The following is a 24,290-nucleotide window of genomic DNA, read 5'->3' as shown; positions in this document are numbered from 1 at the left end:
AGGCTGCACCGGGCGGCGCGCCCGTTTTTGGCGCAGCCTGTGTGGGATAAGAAAGGAGAGAGGATGGCAGGAGCGTATTCCTATAAAAGTTTTTTTCGGAATCTATACAGAAATCTGGGACAGGCGTATGCTTTCCAGGCACAGACTCCGGAGGAAGCCGGGCAGTGGCGGCGGGAATTCAGGCAGGCGTTGAGGGAGGCGCTGGGGCTTGACCTGCTGGAAGAAATCGCCGTTGGATGGAACCGGGCGGAAAATGAACATGTTGCCACCGGATGGGGACAGGCGGAGAATGAAGGGCAGACGGAGAAGGAAGGCCGAGGGGAGAGCGGAATCCGGGCTAAAGATTCCTGCCCCTGGACGGTGGAGCAGCTGGAGCGGGTGGAGGAAGAGGGATATATCCGGTATAAATTCCGGATGGAGACCCTGCCTCGGGTATTCATGCCCTTCTATATGCTGGTGCCGGAGGCCGCTTCCCCACAGAAGCCGGCCAGGGCCGTGATAGCCATCCCCGCCCACGGAGCCAATAAGGATACCGTGGCGGGGGTGCCCACTGGCAGCGCCGTCCGGGAGAAGCTGTCCAGGACGCCCAAAGAGGCATACGGCCTAGCGCTGGTGAAGCGGGGCTACGTGGCCCTGTGTCCGGATCCGCCGGGCTATGGGGAGAGGATTGAGCCCCTGCCCACAGAGGCCACGGCCTTTGCCCCACCGAACCCCGAAAACGCCAAGGATGAGGAGGCATCGGCATCTGACCCGCTGGGATGCTCCTGCAAGGATCTGGCACAGACGGCGGAGGCCTTATCTTTAAGCCTGACGGCTCTGGAAATCTGGGATTTGATGCGGCTTGCCGACTTTGCGATAGGACGGGAAGAAATAGACGGGAAAAGGATTGGCTGCATGGGCTTTTCCGGCGGAGGACAGTACGCCATGTGGCTGGCGGCAATGGACCAGCGGATTCAGGCGGCAGTGGTCAGCGGATATGTGCACGGATATTATGACAGCATCCTGGACGTCCATCTGTGCCCCTGCAACTACGCGCCCCGGCTCTGGCGGCTGGGGGACATCAGCGATATCTGCTCCCTGATCGCCCCCAGGCCCCTGTTCGTGGAGAACGGCCTGGACGACCCTCTGAACGGATACCGGGGAATCGAGGGGCCAAAGGAACAGGTGGACAGAATCAGGAAAGCCTACCGGCTCTACGGACAGGAGGGGAACCTTGTCCATGTAACGCCGGAAGGGGGCCATCAGTGGTACGGGGAATGCTATGAGTTTCTGGACAGGATGCTGTGACGCGGGGCGTTTCCGGGATTCTGCCAACGAGAGGTAGAATCTGTTGCCGGCTTATGGCCTCTGCCGCTCGTAAGGCGGAGGGCTAGCCGGGGAAGCTTATGCGCGTATGGGTATCGATTAGGGAGGGTGTAATGATTGAGGGCTGCAGGGTCATCCGACAGGAGATATACGAGGCCCGAGGGCCGCGAATGCAGCATTCTTCGGGGAGCGCTGTCCGGTACAGTTACTTTTCATACCGATGATTAACATTTAAACAACCAAGATAATGGGCACCTGGCGATATGAATTTTCATTCTGTCTCAGGTGCTTTACTTATTGGATTTCATTCTGTGGAAAAATGTTCTAAAATGACCTTACCATTAAAAAAGAAAGAGGGAAAGGTCTATGAAATCTGCTACGAAACAATCCAAAAAGAAAAATGGCGGCGGTTTTCTGGCAGGGCTGGGCTACGACATGAAGCACAATCCCTATCTGTGCCTCCTGTGTCTGCCGGCGATACTGTGGTTCTGCGTATTTGCCTACAGCCCGCTAGTCTATCTGCTGACCGCGTTCAAGAAATATCAGCCTACCCAGGGGCTGTGGGGCAGCGAATGGGTGGGCCTGAAGAACTTCCAGGCGTTCTTCGGCTCGGACGCGTTCTTCCGGGTGACCTTCAACACCATCTTCCTGAACGCCCTGTTCATCGTGACCTCCATGGCGGTATCCATCTTCATCGCCATCGCCCTGTCGGAGGTGGGCAACAAGATGTTCAAGAAGGTCACCCAGTCCGTGGTCATCCTGCCCCACTTCATCTCCTGGACGGTGATTGCGCTGCTGTGCGAGGCCCTGCTGAAGACCCAGAACGGCTTCATCAACAACCTCCTGACCTCCATCGGTCTGGAGAAGATCAATTTCTACCAGGATGCCAGCGTATGGCCCGCGCTGCTGGTGTTCCTGCGGATCTGGCAGGGGGCTGGCTACGGCTCCATCGTGTACCTGGCTACCATCGCCGGGCTGGATCAGGAGATGTTCGAGGCCGCCAGGGTGGACGGGGCCACCAGGGGCCAGTGTATCCGCTACCTGACCCTGCCGCTGTTAAAGACCACCGCCATTATGCTCTTCATCATGAATATCGGCAAAATCTTCAACGGCGACTTCGGCATGATCTACAACCTGGTAGGGACCAACTCCATGCTGTACCGCACCACGGACGTAATCGACACCTATGTGTACCGGATGCTGGTGGAATCCACCAACATCGGCCAGTCAGCGGCAGTCAGCTTCTACCAGTCCGTCATGGGATTCATCATCGTCATGGCCACCAACGCCCTGACCAAGAAGCTGGATCCGGATTCCGCGCTGTTCTGAGAAAACATGAATTACAGCATCTGTCCATGCCCTGGTACTGGACGGACAGATGCGGGACTTATACTGCAGACCGCCAGGATTTACAGTGGTGTCTCCGGGAAGGTATTTGGCTGGCGGTCTGCAGTCGGGTTGCACTGCAAATTTAACCGTTGTGCAGTATAAAATAAGGAGGTCAAAATGGCAAAACAAATTTCCGATGAAGCCTATGCGGCGAAATCAAAGATAAAAATGACCACAGGGGACAAAGTCCTGAACGGCTTCTTCTATCTGTTCATTACCCTGTTCTCCATCGCATGCCTGGTGCCCTTTTTGCTGGTGGTGGCATCCTCGCTGACCCAGGAGCAGGCCCTGACTACATACGGCTATTCCCTGTGGCCCAGGGAGTTCTCCCTGGATGCCTATAGGCTGGTGACGGTAAGCTCCGACATCCCCCAGGCCTACCTGGTGACCATCTTCATCACCCTGTTCGGCACGTTCCTGTCCATGCTGTTCACCTGTGCCGTGTCCTACGCCATGAGCGTGAAGAACTTCAAGAGCCGTTCCGCCCTGGCGCTGTTCATCTACTTCACCATGCTCTTCAACGGCGGCCTGGTGGCCAACTACCTGCTGATCACTAAGACCTTGACCTTGCAGAACACCATCTGGGTGCTGATCTTCCCTGCCATCTGCAACGCCTGGAACATTCTGCTGATGCGCAATTTCTTCAACGGGATTCCGGATTCCCTGGCGGAGTCGGCGAAGATAGACGGGGCCAATGACATCATCATCCTGTTCAAGATCATCATCCCCATCTCCCTGCCGGGCATCGCCACCATCGGCCTGTTCTATGCCTTGAGCTACTGGAACGAGTGGTATAAATGCCTGCTGTACATCGACTCCAACCATGGCCAGTACTACACCCTGCAGTACCTGATTCAGAGGATCCTGCGCCAGGTGAACTACGCGGCCAGCCAGCCCGCCGAGGCCGTGGGCCTGAATTCCGTGTCCCTGCCCACCTACGCCTACCGCATGGCCACCATCGTGGTCTCCACAGGCCCCATCATCCTGCTCTATCCTTTCCTGCAGAAATATTTCGTGCAGGGCCTGACAGTGGGATCCGTGAAGGGATGACTATATAAACGGCATTTAATTCTTGCCAGTCGCATAGCACAGCCAGTCATGCCGTTTATCCGGTTTTTGGCAAGATTTAATCGCTACATATATAGATTGCGAATGCAATTGAAAGAAATCGTCAGGAAAGCTCTGCGAAAGCAGGGCTTTCCTGCTTTCACTCACGATTCGCCCCCGCTATTCCCCATCTTCTTCCGGTAATCCCCCGGCGTCATGCCGGTATGCTTCTTCACGAAGGTGAAGAAGTAGTTCTTCGTGGAAAAGCCCAGCTTGTCGCTGATTTCCGACAGGGACATGTCCGTGTCCAGCAGCAGGCTGCAGATCAGAGCCAGCTTCTTCTGGGTGATATAGCCCGACAGGGAATCCCCCGTATTCTCCTTGAACACATTCCGCAGATAATTCACGGACAGATGCACCTGATTCGCCAGGAATCCCACCGATAGATCCGGATTGTAGATGTTCTCCTCCACCAGCCTGTGGATTTCGTCTATCAGCTCCTTTTTCCCCGAGTCCGCCTCCTTCGCCTTGGCCAGCTGCTCGATATCACTGGCGCAGCGGGCACAGAGCCTGGCTTCTATATCCTGTAGGGTGCTCTGCTCCAGGGCCTTGTAGTCCCAGTCCCCCTCCGCGGCGATATAGTTCATAAGCTCCAGCCGCCGCAGGGAGGTAGTCAGCTGTAGGATGGAGCACAGAATCTGCTCAATCCGGTAGTCCCGCACTGCACCGACGAAATCACGTACATATCCTGAAGCAGTTTCCGGGGACAGGGACTTGACGGCACCCAACAGGGCGTCCCCAATCTCGAAGGGATAGGTCTGCTCCAGGGCGGGGGCCAGGCGCAGGCCGGCTGCGGCATGGATGGAGCCGTTTCCGGTGACGAAGCGCTGGGAGAAGGCCTCGTAGGCGCTCTGGTAGGACAGGGACAGCTCCGTCAGCTCCTCCACCGTGTCGCCGATTCCGGCGGAGAAGGTGATCTTATAATGCTTCTCGATAAAGCCCTGGGCCTCCTGCAGCAGCCGGACGATCTCCTCCGTGTTTGGCTCGCTGAAATTCAGCAGGAAGACCACAAAGGGAGAGTCGGTCTCAATGTGCTGGACAATCACCGTGGAGGAGAGGAGCTCCTCCGTCACGTTCTGGACCACATATTTCAGCAGACTGGCCTCCACATGGATGCCGGACTGCTCCGCTGTGGGAGGGTCGATGCCCAGCAGCAGAATCAGGTTGTCCTTTTCATGGAGGCTTGCGTTCAGGGCTTCCAGCTCGGCGCTGTACTGGGAGAGGGAGCCGGAGGTGTCCGTCAGCAGGGACTTCAGGAACTGCTTGTTCTTGTCTTTCATATAGGCATGGCTGACCTGCTGGAGGTCCGTGTTGATGTTCAGGATCTTCTGGTAGGCCTGGGACAGGTAATCGAAATCATTGCCCGGCATTGTCTCCTGCCCGCCGTCTGGTTCCTTGGGCTCCTCAGAGGACAGCGCCGGGTGGGCGGATATGTAGGTCTTGAGCTGTCTGAGGGGATTGTAGATGATCCAGCTCAGCAGCAGGGAGAGCACCAGGCCAACCCCTAAGTAGACCGCGGAATAGCGGAATAGCATAGACATGGCAGAGTTCTCCGGGTAGATGTACATATTGTTCAGGCTGCAGATATAGGTGATGCCCAGGCCGATGTTCTTGATGTACCTCACGGACTGACGGCCCGGCCCCTGGCGGTAGGAGAAGGAGCCGCGGTTCTCTGCGGAGTCCTGTATCCGGCGGTACAGCTCGTTTTCCCTGTAGTCTGTGCCGAAGAGGTCGGGATTCGAGGCGGACATGACCTTCCCGGCGCTGCTGACCAGGACGATGTCGATGTATTCGCTGTCGCTTAAGGATAGCATGTCCGAATAGGCCTGGTAATCCAGGTTCACCACCATGGCGCCCGCGGGGGTGGAATAGAAGACCATGGTGAGCACAGGGACATCCCGGTGGATGATGCCGTCCGTCAGGCAGTCGATGTAGCGGGGATAGCAGAACAGGGGCCGTATGCTGGGGGTCATATCCTCCAGGATGTGGAAAATCTCGCTGTCGCTGTGGTTGCCGATTGCAGTGCGGCCCGCGTGGTCATGGATGGTCCCCGTCTGGAAATTGATGAGATAGACGGAATTCACCAGGGAGCTGGCCATGCGGATGCTGGTGCTCAGCTCATTTGCCTCCAGCGCCAGGGCATTGCTGTAGGTATCTCCATAGAGGATGTTGCCAGTGGAGGTACGGTCCAGGATATTGTAGCAGTAGCTGATGATATCCTTTAAGGTGGTCTGGTTCACATTGTAGGCCTGGGTGATGGTATACTCCTGCATGCCCTCCAGGGTATCACGGTAGTCCCTGTTCATGAACAGGAAGACGATGATGATGAACAGGAGGAAGATGACGCAGGTGGCCAGCAGATAGGAGTACAGTACCTTTTTATAGTAGATGCTGCTGCGGTATTCCTGGTTCATTGTCCTGATGACATTTTTGATGCTCATGATAATGTACTCCTTTGGATTTTTTTGTATTCTTTTCGGAGGGTTCAAAAGTTAATGGTGGTTTGTTTTATCGTTACATATTGTAGTTTTTCCGCTGGGGACGGGCAGAGGCCCTAAAACCCGGAGGGCGGGTTTTAGGGCTCGCTTCGCTCCTCAAATAGTCGAATACCCAACTGCTCGAACTAGCTCGGCAGTTGGGTCTCCGCCTATTTGACTCTGCCCTTTGCGGACATTATACCATTTCCTGTTTGCACCGTGCAAGCGGTTTGAATCGTTAAGATGATGCTTTTCTTTATTTTGTGAAGTTGAAATGTGGAAAAAGGGATAGTATCATAAAATCACACCTACAGCGGAACGGCAGCGCAGACATGCAGGAGGGCGCCCACGCAGAGAGCCGCCGGATTCCGCAGACCGATGCAGACCATGTACCTGATACATCGTATATAGGCAAAAAGAGAGAAAGTGAGGAAACATATTTATGAAAAAGAAATGGCTCGCGCTTGCACTATCAGCAGTGATGGCAGCAGGAACCCTGACAGCATGTGGCGGCTCCGGTGACGGGAACGCTTCTTCCGATAACCAGGACAGCTCCAAACAGGAGTCCTCCCAGGATTCCCAGGAGAGCTCCGAGGAAAGCTCCGAAGAAGACTCCCAGGAAAGCGGAGACAGCGGTTCTGCCGCCTCCGGCGAAGCAGTGACGATCAAGTTCCTCCACAAGGGCCCCAAGCCTGACGGGTGGGACGCGGTCTATGAGAAATACCTGGAAATGACAAAGGACACCCTGAACGTCGAACTGGACATCAACTGGGTGGAGCATGCGGACTACAAGGATAAGCTGAACCTGGAGATCACCTCCGGCTCCGAGTGGGACCTGGTCTTCGACGCCTCCTGGGTGCAGCTGAAGAACCTGGCTCCGGAAGGGTATTACGCGGATCTCTCCAAATACTTCAATAACCCGGAGGAATATCCCGGCCTGGCAAAGGCTTTCTCCGCGGAGACCATGGAGTCCAATATCTGGTTCGATTCCATGTGCTACATTCCCCTCTATGAGGTATACGGAAACGGAATCCCGTGCATCTGGTACCGGCTGGACTGGGCCAAGGAGTGGAACATCGGCACCGACGGCAAGATAGAGAGCTATGAGGACATGGAGAAATACTGGCAGGCCGCTGTGGACAATGGCAAGATCGGCTACGGCGCCACCCAGGCCAGAGGCTTCTTCCAGCAGCTCTCCTTAAGGGGCGAGGTCTACCCGGGTTCTGCGGAAGCGGGGCTGCAGCAGTTCTCCGCGGCGGGTCTGACCATCTGGACATACACCAAGGACAACCAGCTCATCGCCTATGCGGTGGAGGGCTCCGGAGATGAGAGCTTCAAGGATTTCCCGGAGGGCTGGCAGCGGGACTTCGGCATGGACAGATATGAGAAGTTCGCCCAGTGGCAGGAGGCCGGTTACATCGATCCCGATTCCCTGAGCTGTACCGATGCGGCTACGCCTTTCGAGAGCGGCCTGAGCGCATCCTATGTGGGCACCCTGGACGACTATGTGGGCGTAAAGGATATGGAGCAGACCCTGGGCGAGGGCACGGTAGGCTTCTTCGTATACTATGACGGCATCCGGAACATGGAGAAGGGCGCCATCGCTGTGGACTACGCCGGTAACAACGGCCTGTGCGTCCCCGCCAACTCCGACAAGATAGATTCCACCATGAAGTTCCTGGATTGGCTCTTCGGCTCCCAGGAGGCCCATGACCTGTTCCAGTTAGGCATCGAGGGAGTGGACTTCAAGTACGGGGAGACGGAAGGGACTTATGAGACATTGACCTCCTACAGCTCTGACTTCGGCGGCTATGGGTGGACCTGGAATCCTGAGTACGCGCTGATTTCCGCGGCTTATGACGATGAGGCCCTTACCTACAGACAGTATGAATACGATCCTGAGAGCTTCAGCTCCCTGCCGATTCTGGGCTTCCACTTCGACACCACGGACGTGGATCTCTCCACGGCAGTGGCCCAGTGCAAGGCCGTGACGGACATGGTCTCCACCGTGAAGCTCCATGGCATCAAGACAGACGGCAATGGCAATGCCTATGACACGATTACCGAGATGCTGAACGCGAACACGGCTTCCGCCATGGAGAACGGCGGGCAGCAGGTGGTGGACGCTCTGGTGGAGCAGCTGACGGCGTTCCTGGCCGAGAAATAAGAAAATACGGAACGGACCGGAAGCTGCCGCGCAGGATATGAAATGAGTCCCAGGGCAATGGACGGCTGGCAACAGGAAGAGCAGCTGCGCAGGCATGCTGCTCTTCTTATAATAATAGAGAGGTCTGGCATACAGGGCAGGAAGGGGCAGCGGAATGCGTCCGCAAAGGAAGAGGGAAAGGTAATGTAAATGATGAATGAGGCGAAAATCGATTTACGGAGAGAATGGCGGCAGGAGGCACAAGAGACAGGCGTGCGGTTCTCCTTCCCCGTGCCGGAGGATGCGAAAGGGTTCTATCCCTGGGGTTTCGTGCGAAAGAACGACAGCGCGGCCGATCTGGTGGGATGGCATGGGATTTTAGTGACCCTGCGGGAGAAGGGGGAAGGAACGGGACAGGCTTCGGACGAGGACAGGGCCGCGCCTGGAGATTCGGATGGAGACAGGGCTGTGCAAGGTGTTTCGGGCATGGTCACGCTGCGTGCCAGGGTGGCCTTTGCGGAGCAGGAGCCGCTGGAGACGGAGCTTGCGGTGATTTTGCAGGGCGGAAATGCCCGAGCGGAGATTCCGTTCACCACATTTCCTCTGGAGCTTGCGAAAGGGAACAGATGGGAGTTCGTGACAGCGGTGGAGATTGCCTGGGAGGGCGCGGAGCTGGAGCTGGTGGAATGCACGATTCGGCGCAGGCCCGGCATCTATATCCGGATGCCGGTGCGGGGCAGAGCCGGAGCTGTGGGAGAACGGATAGAATATCGGGGGACCGTATATAATTGCTCTTCTGAACGTCTGATAGTGACGGCGGACCAGGTGTTCCAAGGATGGGAGTCGCTTCTGGCGCAAATCCGTTTGGAGACAGAGAATATAATCCTGGCACCCGGCGAGAGCGTTCCCCTGCTGGTCTCGGTGACGGTGCACGATTACATGGTGCCGGGAGGCCATGAGAATACCCGAATTATAGTGCGGGGCCAGGGAGCAGGCGTCTCCTGCCAGGACAGCGTGGAGCTGAAGACGCTCTGCCGCCTGCCCCACCCTTATCTCTACCACGATGCCGCCGCCTGGCGGCAGACGGCGGAGAACATCAGGAGATACAAGCCCTACCGACAGGTCTGCCAGGGCTATCAGGAGGCGGCAGAGGGGTGGACGGTCACCGATTCTCTGCCGGGGCGTGATTTCTGCTATGAGACGAAGACGGAGAACCAGATTATGTCCACGGCCTACCTGTACGCCCTGACCGGGGAGGTAAGGTACGCGGAGAAGCTGGCGGACTTCTTCCGGCGCTTTTCCAATCCCCTGACCGGGTATCCTGCCAGGAAGCGGGGGTGCAGCCAGTCCTATGTCCAGGAGGGGCATTTCTTCAAGCATCTTGCCATCGCCTATGACATTATCTGCGACTCCGGCTTGCTGAACCAGGCGGAGCGGGAAGCCGTGGAGTGGTGCTTCCGCCTGTACATGGAGATGCTGGATGCGCATATCCTGGATGGGCGAATCTCCAACTGGATCCTATCGGAGCTGCAGGGGGCGCTGTTCTGCGCGCTGACCCTGCAGGACATGGACAGGGCGCTGCGCTTCGCCTTTGGAAGCGGCGGCATCTTCGAACAATTCCGCTATGGCATCTTCAATGACGGATGGTGGCATGAATGCTCCGTGGGCTATAATACATGGGTGTCTTCCATCATGCTCCACACGGCCCACGCGCTGCTGCCCTTTGGATATAACCTGGTGCACACCTGTTTCCCCATTCCCTTCAACAAAGAGGTCAGCTCCACTTATCGGGGAGAGGCCCCCAAAGTGGATTTCGGCATGTACAATCAGAAATGGGGCGGCAACCGCAAGCCTGCCGTGTGCATCAAGGATATGTTCGATGCCACGCTTCCTTTCCTGGACTACAGGGGCGTATTGTTCGGCATCGCCGATTCCGATGAGAAGAGGCTGTCAGGGGCGCACTTTGGCTCCACCTATGACCTGGCGTACCGCTATTACCGTGATTCCAGGTATCTGGCTGTCATCGCGATGAATGAGGCGGATGCCATCTTCGGGGAGCCGGAGGTTCACGCCCTGGCGCTGGCGGAGGAAGGGCATGCAGAGGCCCGTTCGGGAGAGAGCCATGCAGGGATTTGTCCGGGAGAGAGCCTTACAGGAGCCTGTCCGTCAGAGAGTTATGCGGAGGCCAATCCGACAGAGAAGCCGAGTACGGGAGGGGAGGCCGTGGAAAAGGTTCCGGGCGGGAAAGAGAGGCCCCCTATGGGGAATGCCTGTGCGGACAATATCGGCCTGGCCCTCCTGCGCAGCCAGAAGCCCGGCAGGGCTCAGAGGGAGCAGATTCAAGCGGTGCTGCGCTACGGCTCCCACGGCAATGCCCACGGCCATTTCGACATCACCGACCTGCTTTCCGTCATGCGCTACGGGAGGAGCTTCTTCAACCCGGAGAACTGCTGGTGGGGCTATGCCCATTTCATGTATAAATTCTACGTGCAGTGCTCCCTGACCAAAAACATGGTGGTGGTGGACGAGAAGATGCAGAACCCCGCGGATTCAAGGCGGATTCTCTGGCACAGCGAAGAGGGGCTGCAGGCGGCGGGAATCGAGGTGCGGGCGAAATGGTCCTACCCGCCCTACGGCGGCATGGTCTATACCCAGGACGGCCAGACGGCCACCAAGGAGGAACTGCGCAGGCGCTGTAAGATGAACGGCTGCTTCCTGCCGATTGTGGAGGGAGAGGGAAGCCCCGGATACGGTGACCTCACCGGCTTCACGGAGCCCATCCTGCAGCGGCGGGTCATGGCGGTGACGGATGATTATATCGTGCTCTTTGACTATGTGGAGGGAGAGCGGGAGCATGTCTACGACAGCCTGATGCAGATAAAGGGCTTCCTGGGAATAAATGGAAAACAGGTGAAAAAGATACGGCATACCGAGCAGATGGATTCCAACCCCATATCCGATGCCCAGTTCATCACGGACTGCGACTGGTATGAGGTAAAGGGGGGCAGCGTAGCACGGTTCCGCACCGTATTTACGGAGGAGCACGCGGGGGAGAGGCTGATCTGCGACCGGTCGAACTACAACGAGCCGGGCATCCTGAACATGGACATCCACACGGCATGGCCTGGAGAGACGGAGCAGATGGTGGGCCGGGTGGCGGTTTATGACGGCTGGGCCGCGGATGGAGACGGATACACCATTCCGTTGTCCTACCGTGTGGAATTGGACGGAGCCACAGCAGAGGAAGAAGCCTTCGATGGCTGGATTCTGGGCCGGGGAGAGGTGTCCCTGGATATGGCAGGGGCTTCCCAGGCGGTGCTGTCCCTGAAGCAAGGTGCCATGCACAATGAAATCGGGGAGCCTGTCAGGACGCCACAGGGGGTGTTCTGGGGGGAAATCTGCCTGGAGCTTGAAGACGGGAGCATAATCGACCTGGGCCAATGCATGAAGGAAGCATGGAATCCTGACCAGGATACAGAGCGTACGGGAGAGCCCGGATTCGGACAGGGTGGCGTGCTCCAGGATTGTGTGGCCAAGTATGATGGAACCCAGGATTGTGATGCCCGGTGTGGCAGAACCCAGGGCGGCGCGCCTCAGGAGTGCGATGCCCAAAGCAGCGCGGGCCAAGACTACAGAGCCTACAGCAGATGGATTGCACAGCGGGTCAGCATGGAAAACGTGGACTCCGGGTGGGGAATCGGCAGAGATTATAAAGGCGGCCGGGTGACAATCGTAGGGACGGAGTACCCCTATGCAGTAGGAGCCAGCCCCATAGACCACGGGAGGGAAAGCCGCATCATCCTGGACTTGGAGGGGCTGCATGCAGTGCGGCTGACCGCCTGCGTGGGCGTGGATGCCTTTGCGGGGGACGAATGGCAGAGGCGCAAGACCTACGCCGTGCGGAGCAGAGGCAGGACAGGGCGATTTTTGACGGTCATAGAGCCTTATGAGTCGGAATCCGTCATCGACCGGGTAGAAGCAGAGGGCCCAGACTGCGTGAAAGTGTGGCTAAAGGACGGACAGGTACAAACCGTCTCCCTGACTGGCATGGAGGAGGGCCGGCCGAAGGTTGGAATGCGCCGTTCATAACCTCCAGCAATTCGATCCTTGCGAACATGGCAACCTTTGTGTTATGATAGGAAAAGCTATCCAGGCTGTCAGGGGGGCGGCCCGGGAAGAAAGATACAGGAAAAGGATGCCATCAGGCGACAGCCATGCAGAAAAAGAATGGAAAACTTGATTTAAGACAAAGAGCAGGAAGCGGAAAGCGTATGAAGATACTGATCATATGCCTGGCGCTTCTTGTCGTTTTCAGCACAGCCTCCTGGATTTATGTGGACGGGCTGGCGTATAAGACAGTACATGTGGAGGCAGGCATCGAGGTGTCTGCCTCGGACATTTTGAAGCAGGCGGACAGCGGGGCAGTCTTCACCCAGGACAGCCAGCCCTTCGACATTGCGGTGCCGGGGGAGTACCGGGTGAGGGTGAAGAGCGGCCTGTTCACCCATAGCTGCACCCTGGTCATCCAGGACACCCTCCCGCCCCAGGCCACAGCCGTGCCCGTGATGCGGGAGGCGGGGGAGGCCTTCGGCGCATCGGCCTTTGTGACCGACATCACGGACGCCACACAGGTCACCGTGTCCTATGTGAAGGAGCCGGACTTCTCCCGGACAGGCGAGCAGGAGGTCCAGGTCATCCTGACGGACAGGGGCGGGAACTGGACGGTGGTGGATTCCACGCTGTACCTGATCCGGCTGGCGGAGGACGTGACCATGGAGGCCGGAGGGGAAGCGCCGGATATCCACAGCTTCGTGGAGGCGGGAAGGGACGCCGTATTTCTGACACGGATGTCGGAAATTGATTTCAATCAGGTGGGAGACCATGAGGTGCTGTTGGAGATAGACGGGGAGACCTATGCCTCCACGCTGCGGGTGGTGGACACTGTGCCGCCCCGGCTGGAGGTCCATGACGTGGAGAGCTTCCTCCAGGTGCCCGGAAAGCCGGAGGATTTCGTGGCGTCGGCAGAGGATGCCACGGAGCTCGCATTCTCTTTCCGCCAGGAGCCGGATCTGTCCCTTGCGGGCACCCAGGAGGTGGAGATCGTGGCCAGGGACAGCGGAGGGAACGAGACGGCGGCCTGGGCCAGCCTGACGCTGCGGGAGGACACTGAGGCTCCGGTGATCCACGGGGCGGTGGACCTGGATTACTTTCTGGGGGAGAGCATATCCTATCGGAAAAACGTCACTGTGGAGGACAACTGCCAGGAGGGCGTGACGCTGGAGGTGGATACCTCGGCTGTGGACCTGACCACCGAGGGGGTCTATCCGGTCACCTACACGGCGACAGACCTTGCGGGCAACCAGTCCAGCGCCACAGTGAACCTGACCGTCAGGGCAAGGATGTACAGCGAGGAGGAGATGTATGCATATGCCGATGCGGTGCTGGAGGAGATCATCGAGCCGGACATGAGCCTGCGGGACAAGGCCTGGGCCATCTACAGCTATGTGCTGGGCAATGTGTCCTATATCAACCACACGGAGAAGGGGGATTGGATCCGGGCCGCCTATGAGGGTCTGGTGGATAAAAAAGGGGACTGCTACGCCTATGCCTGTGCGGCCAAGGCACTGCTGACCAGGGCCGGAATCCCCAATCTGGACATCCGGAGGATCCCCACCAGCTTTGAGCATTACTGGAACCTGGTGGACGTGGGGGAGGGATGGTATCATTTCGACACCACGCCCAGGCCGGACCATCCCACCATCTTCCTGTGGACGGACGCGGAGCTCATGGAATACAATGCGGAGCATTACGGCGCGTTCGACTATGACCCCGCCCTGTACCCGGAGATTAATTAGGGGCCGGCGGCGCGGCGGGCTGCATGGAAGTTAAGAAAGAATATACAATTACGAAACAATTTCATGTAGGAATAGGATACAAATCCGGATTACTATGGCAGTGGACGGGGGGAAAGCCAGGTTACGGAAAGGCATGGTATACATATGAAGAAATTAGGAGTCATCGGCGGCCTGGGCCCCATGGCGACAGCATATTTCCTGCAGCTGATCACCCAGATGAGCGATGCGGAGACGGATCAGGAGCATATGGAGATCCTGCTCCACAGCAATCCCCGGATTTCCGACCGCACCAGGTTCATTCTGGGCCAGAGCGAGGAGAATCCGCTGCCGCAGATGGTAGAGATTGGGATTGACCTAAGGAGTCAAGGGGCGGAGATGATTGCCGTTCCCTGCGTCACGGCGCATTATTTCCGGAAGAGGCTGGAAAGGGAGATCGGCATTCCCATTCTGGATGCCATCCGGGAGACGGCGCTCAGCCTGAGGGCAGCGGGAATCCGCAGGGCAGGAATCATGGGGACGGACGGCACCATTGAGAGCGGGCTGTTCCAGCGGGCCCTGGCGGAGGAGGGGATTACGTCCGTGCTCCCTGACCGGTCAGGTCAACAGGCGGTCATGGACATCATCTATAAAGAGGTAAAGGCCGGACGGCCGGTGGACTTTCCGGCTTTCCGGCAGGTGGCCCGGGAACTGGCCGATGCAGGGGCCCAGACCGTGATCCTGGCCTGTACGGAGCTGTCTTTGGTGAAGCGGGATTTTGAGCTGGGGGATGGTTTCCTGGACGTGATGGAAGTGCTGGCGCGGAAGGCGGTTTTGACCTGCGGCCGCCTGAATCCCCGGTATGAATGCCTGCTGGGCATCGCGAGTGCATCCGGCGAATGCCCAGTATGAATGCCTGGTGAGCCATCGCGAGTGCATCCGGCGAACGCCTGGTATGAATGCCTGCTGGGGATTGCGAGTGCATCCGGCGAACGCCCGGAAAGAATGCCTGGTGGGGATTGCGAGTGCATCCGGCGAATGTCCGGAAAGAATGCCTGGTGGGCATCGCCAGTGCATCCGCTGAATTCCCAGGCAATTCTCTGCATTGCTTTACTTTTTGGGTATGGTGATGTGGCGCCGCATGGGAGTTTGGGAAATATAAGCTGCCTGAGTTCCGGACAGGCTATACCGGGAGATAAACGAATTTCGGGTATAAAAATATATCCGGGAATGGACGGGAAAATTCCCATTGACCGGATTAGTCTCAGCATCCATGGTTCGGTATTTTTGGTAATTTTGGCAATATTCCAAGGAGCACTTATGCAGAACAATGTATTGGACTACTTAAATCATATCGTAAAGCAGAAACCTGCAAAGACGGCCTTCTCCGACGGCACGGAGGCCTTGAGCTTCCGGGAAGTATACGACCTGAGCCGCAGCGTCGGAAGCTTCCTCCACAAAAAGGGAATCTACAGAAAGCCCGTGGTGGTCTTCTTCGGCGTGGTGGCAGGCGGCGATTTCTATGTGCCCATCGACGAGGAGATGCCCGCGGGGAGGATCCAGCTGATACTGGACAATGTGCGCTCGCCCCTGATCATCTGCGACCGGGAGACGGAGGAGACGGCCAGGACGTTCCGGATTGGGGAGGGGGAGATTGTGCTCTTCCATGAGATGGCGCAGTGCGGGATTGATGACGGGGCACTGGAGGAGATTCACCGGAATGCCATAGACACAGACCCGATTTACATCGTCTTCACCTCCGGCTCCACGGGAATCCCCAAGGGCGTGGCGGCATGCCACAGGTCTGTAATCGACTACATAGAGCGGCTTTCGGAGATTCTGGGATTTGACGATGAAACTGTCTTCGGGAACCAGTCGCCGCTGTATTTCGACGCCTGCCTGAAGGAGCTGTATCCCACGCTGAAATTCGGGGCCACCACCTACCTGATTCCCAGGGAGCTTTTCTCCGTTCCGGTGAAGCTGGTGGAATATTTGAACGGACACAGAATCAATACCATCTGCTGGGTGGTCTCCGCCCTGACCATGGTAAGCGCTTTCGGCACCTTTGAGACGGTAAAACCGGAATTTCTGCACACCATTGCGTTCGGCAGCGAGGTGTTCCCGATCAGGCAGTTCCGCATCTGGCGGGAAGCCCTGCCGGAGGCCGTTTTCACCAATCTCTACGGCCCCACGGAGGGCACGGGGATGTGCTGCTATTACCGGGTGGAGCGGGAATTTGCGGAAGACGAGGCGATTCCCATCGGCAGGCCTTTTCCCAACCGGGAGATTCTGCTGCTGACGCCCGAGGGGAAGCGGGCGGAGGTGGGACAGGAGGGCGAGATCTGCATCCGGGGCACGGCGCTGACGCTGGGCTATTACAATGACCCTGAGCGCACGGCGGAGGCCTTTGTCCAAAATCCCCTGAACACGGCCTATCCGGAGCGCATCTACCGAACCGGGGACATCGGACGCTATAATGAGGCGGGGGAGCTGCTGTTCGTGTCCCGGAAGGATTACCAGATCAAGCACATGGGCCACCGCATCGAGCTGGGGGAAATCGAAGTGAATGTGGACATGCTCCCTGACGTCCGCATGGCGGCCTGTATCTACGATACCTGGAAGGCGAAGATCGTGCTGTACTATGTGGGAGACCCTTCTGAGAAAGAAATGGCTGCAGTCCTGAGGACGAAACTGCCCCGTTACATGCTGCCTAACCGGATCATCCGGCTGGAGCAGCTGCCCTTTACGGCCAACGGGAAGATCGACCGGGTGACGCTGAAGAAAATGTATGAGGGGGCGTGAGGCGGGCCAGGCCATAGGCCGGAAACAGAGGTGGGCAGGCAGTCCGCATATTTTGAGGCGCTGAAATGCCTGAAATCGTGCCGGCATCCCACCTGCTGACTGACACCATAAAATGATAAATGGGTGAATCGTAATGGAAAAAGTGATTGAAAGCGTCGGTTTAACGCTTCATGGCGTGGATGGACAAAGGAAAGAGATTCCTCTGGAAGTATGGCAAGTTGAAATCATCTGCCAAATACTTGGCCTGACGGTAAAAGTTCCCGACTTAGACGACTACGAAATGTCGCCAAAAGACAGAGTGGCCGAGCGAATGGAACTTTATAATAATGCAATGAAAGAGCTGGTTTCCCAAAACAGGGAGAAAGAGGAATTCCGGCAATAAAAAAATGAACTGGATGAAAGGAGATGCTAATCATGGAAGAATTAATGGAGATTTTGAACGATTTACATCCGGACGTAGATTTTGAGACGGAGGAGCGTCTGGTGGACGACAAGATACTGGACTCCTTCGACATCGTCAGCCTGATCGCGGAGATCAATGAGGCCTATGACATCGCCATTACGGCAAAAGACATCCTCCCCGAGAACTTCAATTCCGCAAAGGCTCTTTACGCCCTGATTCAAAAGCTGGAGGAAGAAGCCTGAAATTGGGAGCTTGGTTCAGGAGCTTAGTTGGAAGTTTTCAGGCTTAAGAGGAAGCGGTCATGCTTTTTACATCGTATGGATTTTTGGGATTTCTCGCGGTCTTGTTCTTGCTGTACTACATTATCCCCCGGAAATGCCAGTGGGGGCTGCTGCTGGGAGCCGGCTACCTCTTCTATTTCCTGGCGGGGGCGGAATATGTGCCCTACCTCCTGGTGACCACGGTGACGATTTGGTTCGCGGCCTGCCGGATTGAGGACAACGCCGACAGGCAGGCGGCCTACCTGAAGGAGCACAGGGCGGAGCTGTCCAAAGAGGAGAAAAAGGCCTATAAGGACAGGCAAAAAAAGGTGCGCCTGGGATGGATACTGGGGGGAATCCTTTTGAACATCGGTATCCTGGCGGTGCTGAAGTACACCAACTTCGCCATCGCCAACATCAACGGGCTGCTGGGGGCATTCGGCCGGACGGGGAGGCTTTCTTTCCTGACCCTTGCGCTGCCCCTGGGGATTTCCTTCTACACCTTCCAGGCGGTGGGGTATCTGATCGACGTGTACCGGGGGACAGTCCGGGCACAGAGGAACCCTTTCCGGTTCGCCCTGTTCGTGTCCTTCTTTCCCCAACTGGTGCAGGGGCCTATCAGCCGGTTCGGGGATCTGGCGGAATCCCTGTATGGGGAACACAGATTTGACGGAAAAACGGTAAGTTTTGGACTGCAGCGCATTCTGTGGGGCTATTTCAAGAAAATGGTCATCGCGGACAGGATGCTGGTGGGGGTCAACGCCATCATCGGGGACACGGATGCTTATCACGGCGCTTATGTGCTGGTGGGGATGTTCTTCTACGCCCTGGAGCTGTATGCGGACTTCACCGGGGGCATCGACATCACCATCGGAATCGCCCAGACTTTGGGCATCACCCTGCAGGAGAATTTCCAGCGGCCCTTTTTCTCCAAATCCCTGAAGGAATACTGGCGCAGGTGGCATATCTCCATGGGCACATGGTTCCGGGACTATATCTTTTACCCCATCTCCGTGTGCAAGTTCATGCAGAAATTCAACAAATTCTCACGCCGCCATTTCGGGGAGAAGGTGGGCAAGCGGCTGCCGGTGTATCTGTCTTCGTTCGTGGTCTGGTTCGCCACGGGCATCTGGCACGGGGCCAGCTGGAATTTCATCGCCTGGGGGCTGGGGAACTGGGCCGTGCTGATGGTCTCCGAGACCCTGGAGCCCCTGTATGCCAGGTTCCACCAGCGCTTCGGAGCAGGCGGGAGGGGATATGCTGCCTTTGAGGTGGCCAGGACTTTCCTGCTGGTGTCGATGCTGCGGACGTTCGACTGCTACCGCTCCGTGCCGGTGACCTTCCGGATGTTCGGCTCCCTGTTCACGGCCCGGAACTGGAACATCCTGTGGGACGGTTCGCTGCTCTGCTTAGGACTTACGGCGCTTGACTACGGGATTCTGGCTGTGGGGACATTTGTTTTGGTATCAGTAAGCCTTATCCAGAGAAAGGGCAGCGTCAGGGAGCGGATTGCGGCAAAGCCCTATCCGCTGCGGTTCGCGCTGTGGTACGGCCTGTTCCTGGCGGTGCTGCTGGCGGGAGCCTACGGCATCGGGTATGACGCCAGCCAGTTTATTTATAATCAGTTTTAAAGGGAAATCGATTCCGTTCTGCTGTATCGGGAAATAGGAGAGTGAGAAAATCGGTATTCCAGATAATTTCACTGAAAAAGCATTGATAGTTTTCTGCATAAAGAATATAATATATGACAAACACATGCAAAGTTAATGTAGGGCAAATGCAGAACAAATGCGAAATATATGCGAGGAGGAAACGCCATGACAGAACAGGTTTTGATTCAATTTAGAGCGGACAAAGCGTTGAAACAGGAAGTGACTGAAATATATGAGAACCTTGGAATGGATCTGCCTACAGCATTCCGTATGTTCATGGTTCGGAGCAAAATGGTGCGAGGGCTTCCGTTTGAAGCCACTTTACCTGAAATGCCGATTACAAGGACAGAGGCAAAAAAAGCTTTTCACGAACTGCGAAGACAGGCAGCAGATCTTCCGGAAATGTCGCTGGATGAAATCAATGCTGAAATTTCAGCAGTTAGAGCGGAACGAAACAGGTAGATAGCTATGGAATATTATGCTGTAATTGACACAAATGTACTGTTGTCGGCACTGCTCTCCAAGAGTGAAGATTCGGCTACGGTTAAGGTATTGGATGCCGTTTTTGAAAGGAGAATCATTCCGCTGTATCATCAGGATATCCTGACGGAATACGATGAGGTGCTTCATAGAGAAAAATTCCATCTGCGGGAGGATGCGATACAGGTGGTTCTTGCTGCGGTCAGGCAGTATGGGGTGGAAGTGTTTCCGCAGCCCACAGGAGAAGTGCTGATAGATATGGATGATTTGGTCTTCTATGAGGTGGCCATGGAAAAGAGGGATGATGATGCCATCGTAACCCCTGCGGAGATGATAAAAATCATGGAAGGGAACACAGAATGAAAGCCATTCTCATCAGACACGGAAAAGTAGATTATCACTGGAAGATACCAAAAACGGACTGGGTGCAAGAGGATGAAAAAGAATACAAAAGCACAAAAGTGCATAAAAATAACAGCATCGGCATGCATCGTCCTTGCCACATTGTTCCTGCTCCAGCGCCTGCTGGTGCCCAAGTACGTGGACGATGTGGTAGAAGGCGCCTTCATCGCCGAATATTATGAAGAAGAAAAAGACCACAATGTCATCTTCATAGGGGACTGCGAGGTCTACGAGAACTTCTCCCCTGCGGTGCTCTGGCAGGAATACGGCATCAACAGCTACATCCGCGGCAGCGCCCAGCAGTATATCTGGCAGTCCTACTACCTGCTGGAGGACACCCTGCGCTACGAGACCCCTGAGGTGGTGGTGTTCAACATATTGTCCCTCCAGTATGACCAGTCCCAGAAGGAAGCCTACAACCGCATGACCCTGGAGGGAATGGAGTGGTCTCCTGTAAAAGTGAAGGCAATCCTGGCTTCCATGAAAGAGGAGGAGAGCTTCCTGGACTATGTCTTCCCCATCCTGCGCTACCATTCCAGATGGAGCGAACTCACCCGGGCCGATGTGCAGTACATGTTCCGCACCAAGCCCGTCTCCCACAACGGCTACTACATGCGGGTGGACGTGAAGGCGGCGGAGAACGTGCCGGAGGGCCGTATCCTGGGGGATTACAGTTTCGGCGAGAACGCATGGAAATACCTGGACAAGATGACCGCCCTCTGTGAGGAAAAAGGAATCGAACTCCTCCTGATAAAAGCCCCCAGCCTCTACCCCTACTGGTATCCGGAGTGGGAGGCCCAGGTGGAGGAGTACGCCGCGGCGCGGGGTCTGCGCTATCTCAATTTCCTGGAGCTGGGGGAGGACACCGGCATCGACTACAGCACGGACACCTACGACGGCGGCTTGCACATGAACCTGTCCGGGGCGGAGAAGCTCTCCCGGTATCTGGGCAGGATGCTGACAGAAGAGCTGGGCGTTCCCGACCGCAGGGGCGAAGCGCATCTGGCCGCCCTCTGGGAGGAAAAGCTTGCCGCCTATGAAGCCGAAAAGGAAGAACAATATCGGTATTACGGCATGAAATAAACGCCCGGCAGATACCTGGCACAATGACTACAAAGGAGAGAACAAAATGAAAAAGAAAGAAAGTAAAACCAGCACCATGAAAAAATGCGCCGTGCTTCTGGCGGCAGCCATGCTCCTTGCCACAGGCTGCGGCAAGGAGGACGAGAAGACCATCGGCGGAAGCGTCCAGAATATGGAACCGGTGGACATCACCTCCGGGGCGGGCGGGGCCGGAGCTCCGGGAGACGGGGAGGCGGCAGGCGAGGGGCAGCAGGACGGCGGGACCCAGGAAGGGCAGCAGGATTCCGGCCAGGGCGGCGCCGCATCCGGAGCGGGCTATCAGTTCACCGCAAAGGGCGTCACCATAGAAATGGACGCGGACGCGGCCCCGGTCCTGGAGCAGCTCGGGGAGCCGGTCTCCTATTTCGAGGCGGCCAGCTGTGCCTTTGAGGGCCTGGACAAGACATACACCTACAACGGCTTCGAGCTGGACACCTATCCCACCGGCGACAAGGACTACATATCCATGGTCGTCCTGAAGGACGATTCCGTGGCCACCCCGGAGGGCATTGCCATAGGGGATACCCTGGAAAAGCTTACGCAGGCCTACCCCGAGGGGAGCAGGCAGGGGGACAACATGCTGGTATGCGAAAAAGGCGGCATGAAGCTCTGCTTTATCCTGCAGGGCGACGAGGTGAAGTCTATCGAGTACAGGAGCACTGTCCTGGAGTGAAGACCGGATTTTTCCGGCAGCGGCGCAGCCTGCGGGCTGCGCCCTTTCTCTGTCAGGGGCCTTCTTCCGCTTTCATGCCGCCAGTCTCAGGAGGGGGCTATGGGCAGGGACGGCCTGGTGATGAGGAGGGTCTGGTCTTTCGGGCCAGGAGGATATCCGCGGCAGCGCACAGGAGAATGTATCCGGCCCAGAAAATCATATATGTCCTGACAGAATTCCAAAGCAGCGGAATCGGCGCAAGCCGCCCCCAGAACCACAGACCGCCCGCCCATCCGTCAAGTATATTGAAGCAGCAGGACAGGGGGATAAAGGGCAGGATCCACACATTCGGCAGCAGAAAGAGACGTCTTGCCCTTGCCTTGTCCTTTGTGCCCGTAAACTGCCCCGCCAGGAATATGCCCGTCCCCAGCAGCATGATGGCCAGCCCGACCCCCACTGCATAGACCGTCTGGCGCTCTAACCAGATAAAGACAGAAGAAACCAACCCGATTGCATTTAAAACAGTACCCGCCACAGTGAAAAGCACGGCGCTCCGCTGCTTCCCGGATTCGCCCACAGGCTCGATTCCTTTCAGAAGATAATCGGTGGTGGTTTCAAAATAATCGCTCAACAGGATGATTTTCTCGATATCGGGCGTGCTCTGTTTGCTTTCCCATTTGGAAACCGCCTGTCTGGAAACCCTTATCTTATCCGCAAGCTCCTCCTGGGATATCCCCCTGGATTTCCTCAGGTTCTGTATTCTGTCCGCAATGTCCATACCTGCGACCTCCTTCTGCTTGATATATGTAGCAATAAAATCTTGCCCCAAAACCGGATAAACGGCATGACTTGCCGTGCTATGCGGCTGGCAAGGATTATACTGCATAACGCTGAATACTGCCTAATGTAATCATGCGATTGAACCAGTCAGCGTTATGCAGTCTGGTTTCACGGTAAGTGAAATCGTTAGGCAGTATAAATGCCGTTTATATAGTAGCAGAGACAGCGGTTGCGGAGCCACCATCGTAAGCTTGCAATTCGGCAACCGCCGGTTGCCGCCCTTATTTTTCTGCGAATGGTCTCCTTTCTCAGCCCCCCGCTAACGATGGCGCTTCCCCCCGTGCGCATACCGCCAGTCCCTGGGCGACACCCCGTACACATTTTTGAACGCCCTGGAAAAATGCAGCTGGTTCGGATACCCCACCACATTCCCGATGTCGGAAATTGACAGGTCTGTCAGCTTCAAAAGCTCCGTGGCCTTGGTCATGCGGTAGGAGATCAGGAATTCCTGGGGGGACTTGCCCATGCTCTCGTGGAAGATCTTCCCGAAATAGCTCCGGTTCAGGCCGCAGGCCGCGGCGATGTCCTCCACAGAGATATCGTTCTGGAAATTCTGCTCGATGAAGGAGAATGCCTCCTTTATGTAGAAGTCCCGCAGACGGCCTCCCTTTCCGGCCTGGGGTGAGGGCGAGGTGGAGGAGCGGACCAGGCTGTCCAGGAACAGATAGAGATGCCCGATCAGGTGGAGCGGAGTCTCCTCCTTGTGGTGCACGATGTACAGCATTTCGTCCTTCATGGTCTGGAAGATGTCCTTGTGGCGGGCCCTGTACACTGGCTGGGAAAGGGACAGCCCGGTCAGCGCGAGGCTCTCCTTCACCCGAAGCCCATCGAACTCCAGCCAGGCATACTCCCAGGGAAGCTCCTGATTCGCCACATAGGTGGCTACCTGGTGGGGGAACAGCAGAAAGCCTTGGCCGCTTTTGATCTGGTACTCGATCGATTCCTCTTTATGGTTTTCCGCGATGAGCCTGCCTGTGCCGGACAGGCACAGATGGAACAGATAGTGGTTTCTGGCAGCCGGCCCAAAAGAATGCGAAGGGTCGCAGCGTTCCCAGCCGAACTGATAGAGTCCCAGGTCAATAAAATTCTCACTTGGAAAAACGGAAAAAATTACCTCGCTCATAACATGACCCTCTGTGGAATATTATCTAGGTAATCTATCGCAAAAGTGGTTATATCATAGGAACCGCTACGCGAACCCTATGATCGTGATTATATACCAAAATGCTAGCTGACTGCAACAAAATTCTAAAAAAGTGGTATAAAGGTATAAAACATACAAAACAATGCTATTTTCCGATAGCATAAAGGTATGTTATCATTTTTTTACCAAAAAAAGAAGGAGTGAATGCCATGAATGAAAGAAAAGCATTCCATGGAAGAAGAGCATTCCATGGAAGAAGAGCATTCCATGGAAGAAGA

At 56.3% G+C, this 24,290-nt stretch carries 18 protein-coding genes; 15 read left to right on the top strand and 3 right to left on the bottom strand.

What is annotated here, in order from left to right:
* The first annotated feature begins 63 nt into the window (after positions 1-63).
* From Q2B33_RS10810 to Q2B33_RS10800, 3 genes are all read left to right on the top strand, one after another.
* A complete protein-coding gene (locus Q2B33_RS10810) occupies positions 64-1,287 on the top strand; it encodes an alpha/beta hydrolase family protein (RefSeq protein ID WP_300565468.1) in 1,224 nt (407 codons plus the stop codon).
* Positions 1,288-1,671: 384 nt separating this feature from the next.
* Positions 1,672-2,634 (top strand): sugar ABC transporter permease, encoded by a 963-nt coding sequence (locus Q2B33_RS10805; RefSeq protein WP_300565470.1) that lies wholly within the window; start codon positions 1,672-1,674, stop codon positions 2,632-2,634.
* Positions 2,635-2,811: 177 nt separating this feature from the next.
* Positions 2,812-3,744, top strand: a complete 933-nt coding sequence (locus Q2B33_RS10800; protein ID WP_300565472.1) for a carbohydrate ABC transporter permease — start codon at positions 2,812-2,814, stop codon at positions 3,742-3,744.
* A gap of 161 nt (positions 3,745-3,905) precedes the next feature.
* On the opposite strand, the gene Q2B33_RS10795 is transcribed toward Q2B33_RS10800, so the two are convergent.
* Positions 3,906-6,242, bottom strand: coding sequence for a helix-turn-helix domain-containing protein (locus tag Q2B33_RS10795; RefSeq protein WP_300782694.1), 2,337 nt, complete (start codon positions 6,240-6,242; stop codon positions 3,906-3,908).
* 478 nt (positions 6,243-6,720) lie between these two features.
* Here Q2B33_RS10795 and Q2B33_RS10790 point away from each other — a divergent pair, with 478 nt between their 5' ends.
* From Q2B33_RS10790 to Q2B33_RS10735, 12 genes are all read left to right on the top strand, one after another.
* Positions 6,721-8,445 (top strand): extracellular solute-binding protein, encoded by a 1,725-nt coding sequence (locus tag Q2B33_RS10790; protein WP_300565476.1) that lies wholly within the window; start codon positions 6,721-6,723, stop codon positions 8,443-8,445.
* Between the two features lie 189 nt (positions 8,446-8,634).
* The gene (locus tag Q2B33_RS10785) at positions 8,635-12,513 is read left to right on the top strand and encodes a hypothetical protein (protein ID WP_300565478.1); all 3,879 of its coding nucleotides are present in this window, start codon (positions 8,635-8,637) and stop codon (positions 12,511-12,513) included.
* 182 nt (positions 12,514-12,695) lie between these two features.
* A complete protein-coding gene (locus Q2B33_RS10780; RefSeq protein WP_300565480.1) occupies positions 12,696-14,279 on the top strand; it encodes a transglutaminase domain-containing protein in 1,584 nt (527 codons plus the stop codon).
* 144 nt (positions 14,280-14,423) lie between these two features.
* Entirely contained in the window at positions 14,424-15,167 is a 744-nt protein-coding gene (locus tag Q2B33_RS10775; RefSeq protein WP_300565482.1) for an aspartate/glutamate racemase family protein, read from the top strand.
* A 408-nt stretch (positions 15,168-15,575) separates the two neighbouring features.
* Positions 15,576-17,057 carry an AMP-binding protein gene (locus Q2B33_RS10770; protein ID WP_300822843.1) on the top strand — a complete coding sequence of 494 codons (1,482 nt, stop codon included), beginning with the start codon at positions 15,576-15,578 and terminating at the stop codon, positions 17,055-17,057.
* A 133-nt stretch (positions 17,058-17,190) separates the two neighbouring features.
* On the top strand, positions 17,191-17,439 hold the full coding sequence (locus tag Q2B33_RS10765) for a hypothetical protein (RefSeq protein WP_296460211.1): 249 nt from the start codon (positions 17,191-17,193) through the stop codon (positions 17,437-17,439).
* Between the two features lie 32 nt (positions 17,440-17,471).
* The gene (locus tag Q2B33_RS10760; RefSeq protein ID WP_300565487.1) at positions 17,472-17,702 is read left to right on the top strand and encodes a phosphopantetheine-binding protein; all 231 of its coding nucleotides are present in this window, start codon (positions 17,472-17,474) and stop codon (positions 17,700-17,702) included.
* Between the two features lie 59 nt (positions 17,703-17,761).
* Positions 17,762-19,351 carry an MBOAT family protein gene (locus Q2B33_RS10755; RefSeq protein WP_300565489.1) on the top strand — a complete coding sequence of 530 codons (1,590 nt, stop codon included), beginning with the start codon at positions 17,762-17,764 and terminating at the stop codon, positions 19,349-19,351.
* A gap of 186 nt (positions 19,352-19,537) precedes the next feature.
* Positions 19,538-19,834 carry a type II toxin-antitoxin system RelB/DinJ family antitoxin gene (locus tag Q2B33_RS10750; RefSeq protein WP_289765655.1) on the top strand — a complete coding sequence of 99 codons (297 nt, stop codon included), beginning with the start codon at positions 19,538-19,540 and terminating at the stop codon, positions 19,832-19,834.
* 6 nt (positions 19,835-19,840) lie between these two features.
* Positions 19,841-20,215 (top strand): putative toxin-antitoxin system toxin component, PIN family, encoded by a 375-nt coding sequence (locus Q2B33_RS10745; protein ID WP_300565493.1) that lies wholly within the window; start codon positions 19,841-19,843, stop codon positions 20,213-20,215.
* A 72-nt stretch (positions 20,216-20,287) separates the two neighbouring features.
* Entirely contained in the window at positions 20,288-21,337 is a 1,050-nt protein-coding gene (locus Q2B33_RS10740) for an SGNH/GDSL hydrolase family protein (RefSeq protein WP_300565495.1), read from the top strand.
* A gap of 46 nt (positions 21,338-21,383) precedes the next feature.
* Complete coding sequence (locus tag Q2B33_RS10735) at positions 21,384-22,049, top strand: hypothetical protein (RefSeq protein ID WP_300565497.1); 666 nt, start codon at positions 21,384-21,386, stop codon at positions 22,047-22,049.
* Positions 22,050-22,146: 97 nt separating this feature from the next.
* Here Q2B33_RS10735 and Q2B33_RS10730 read toward each other — a convergent pair whose 3' ends face one another.
* Complete coding sequence (locus Q2B33_RS10730; protein ID WP_300565499.1) at positions 22,147-22,806, bottom strand: helix-turn-helix domain-containing protein; 660 nt, start codon at positions 22,804-22,806, stop codon at positions 22,147-22,149.
* A 321-nt stretch (positions 22,807-23,127) separates the two neighbouring features.
* Complete coding sequence (locus tag Q2B33_RS10725; RefSeq protein ID WP_300565501.1) at positions 23,128-23,991, bottom strand: AraC family transcriptional regulator; 864 nt, start codon at positions 23,989-23,991, stop codon at positions 23,128-23,130.
* Between the last annotated feature and the right edge of the window lie 299 nt (positions 23,992-24,290).

This window comes from uncultured Acetatifactor sp. (assembly GCF_948601915.1).
In the GTDB taxonomy this organism is placed as follows: domain Bacteria; phylum Bacillota; class Clostridia; order Lachnospirales; family Lachnospiraceae; genus Acetatifactor.
This window is presented reverse-complemented; position numbering and strand designations above follow the sequence as displayed.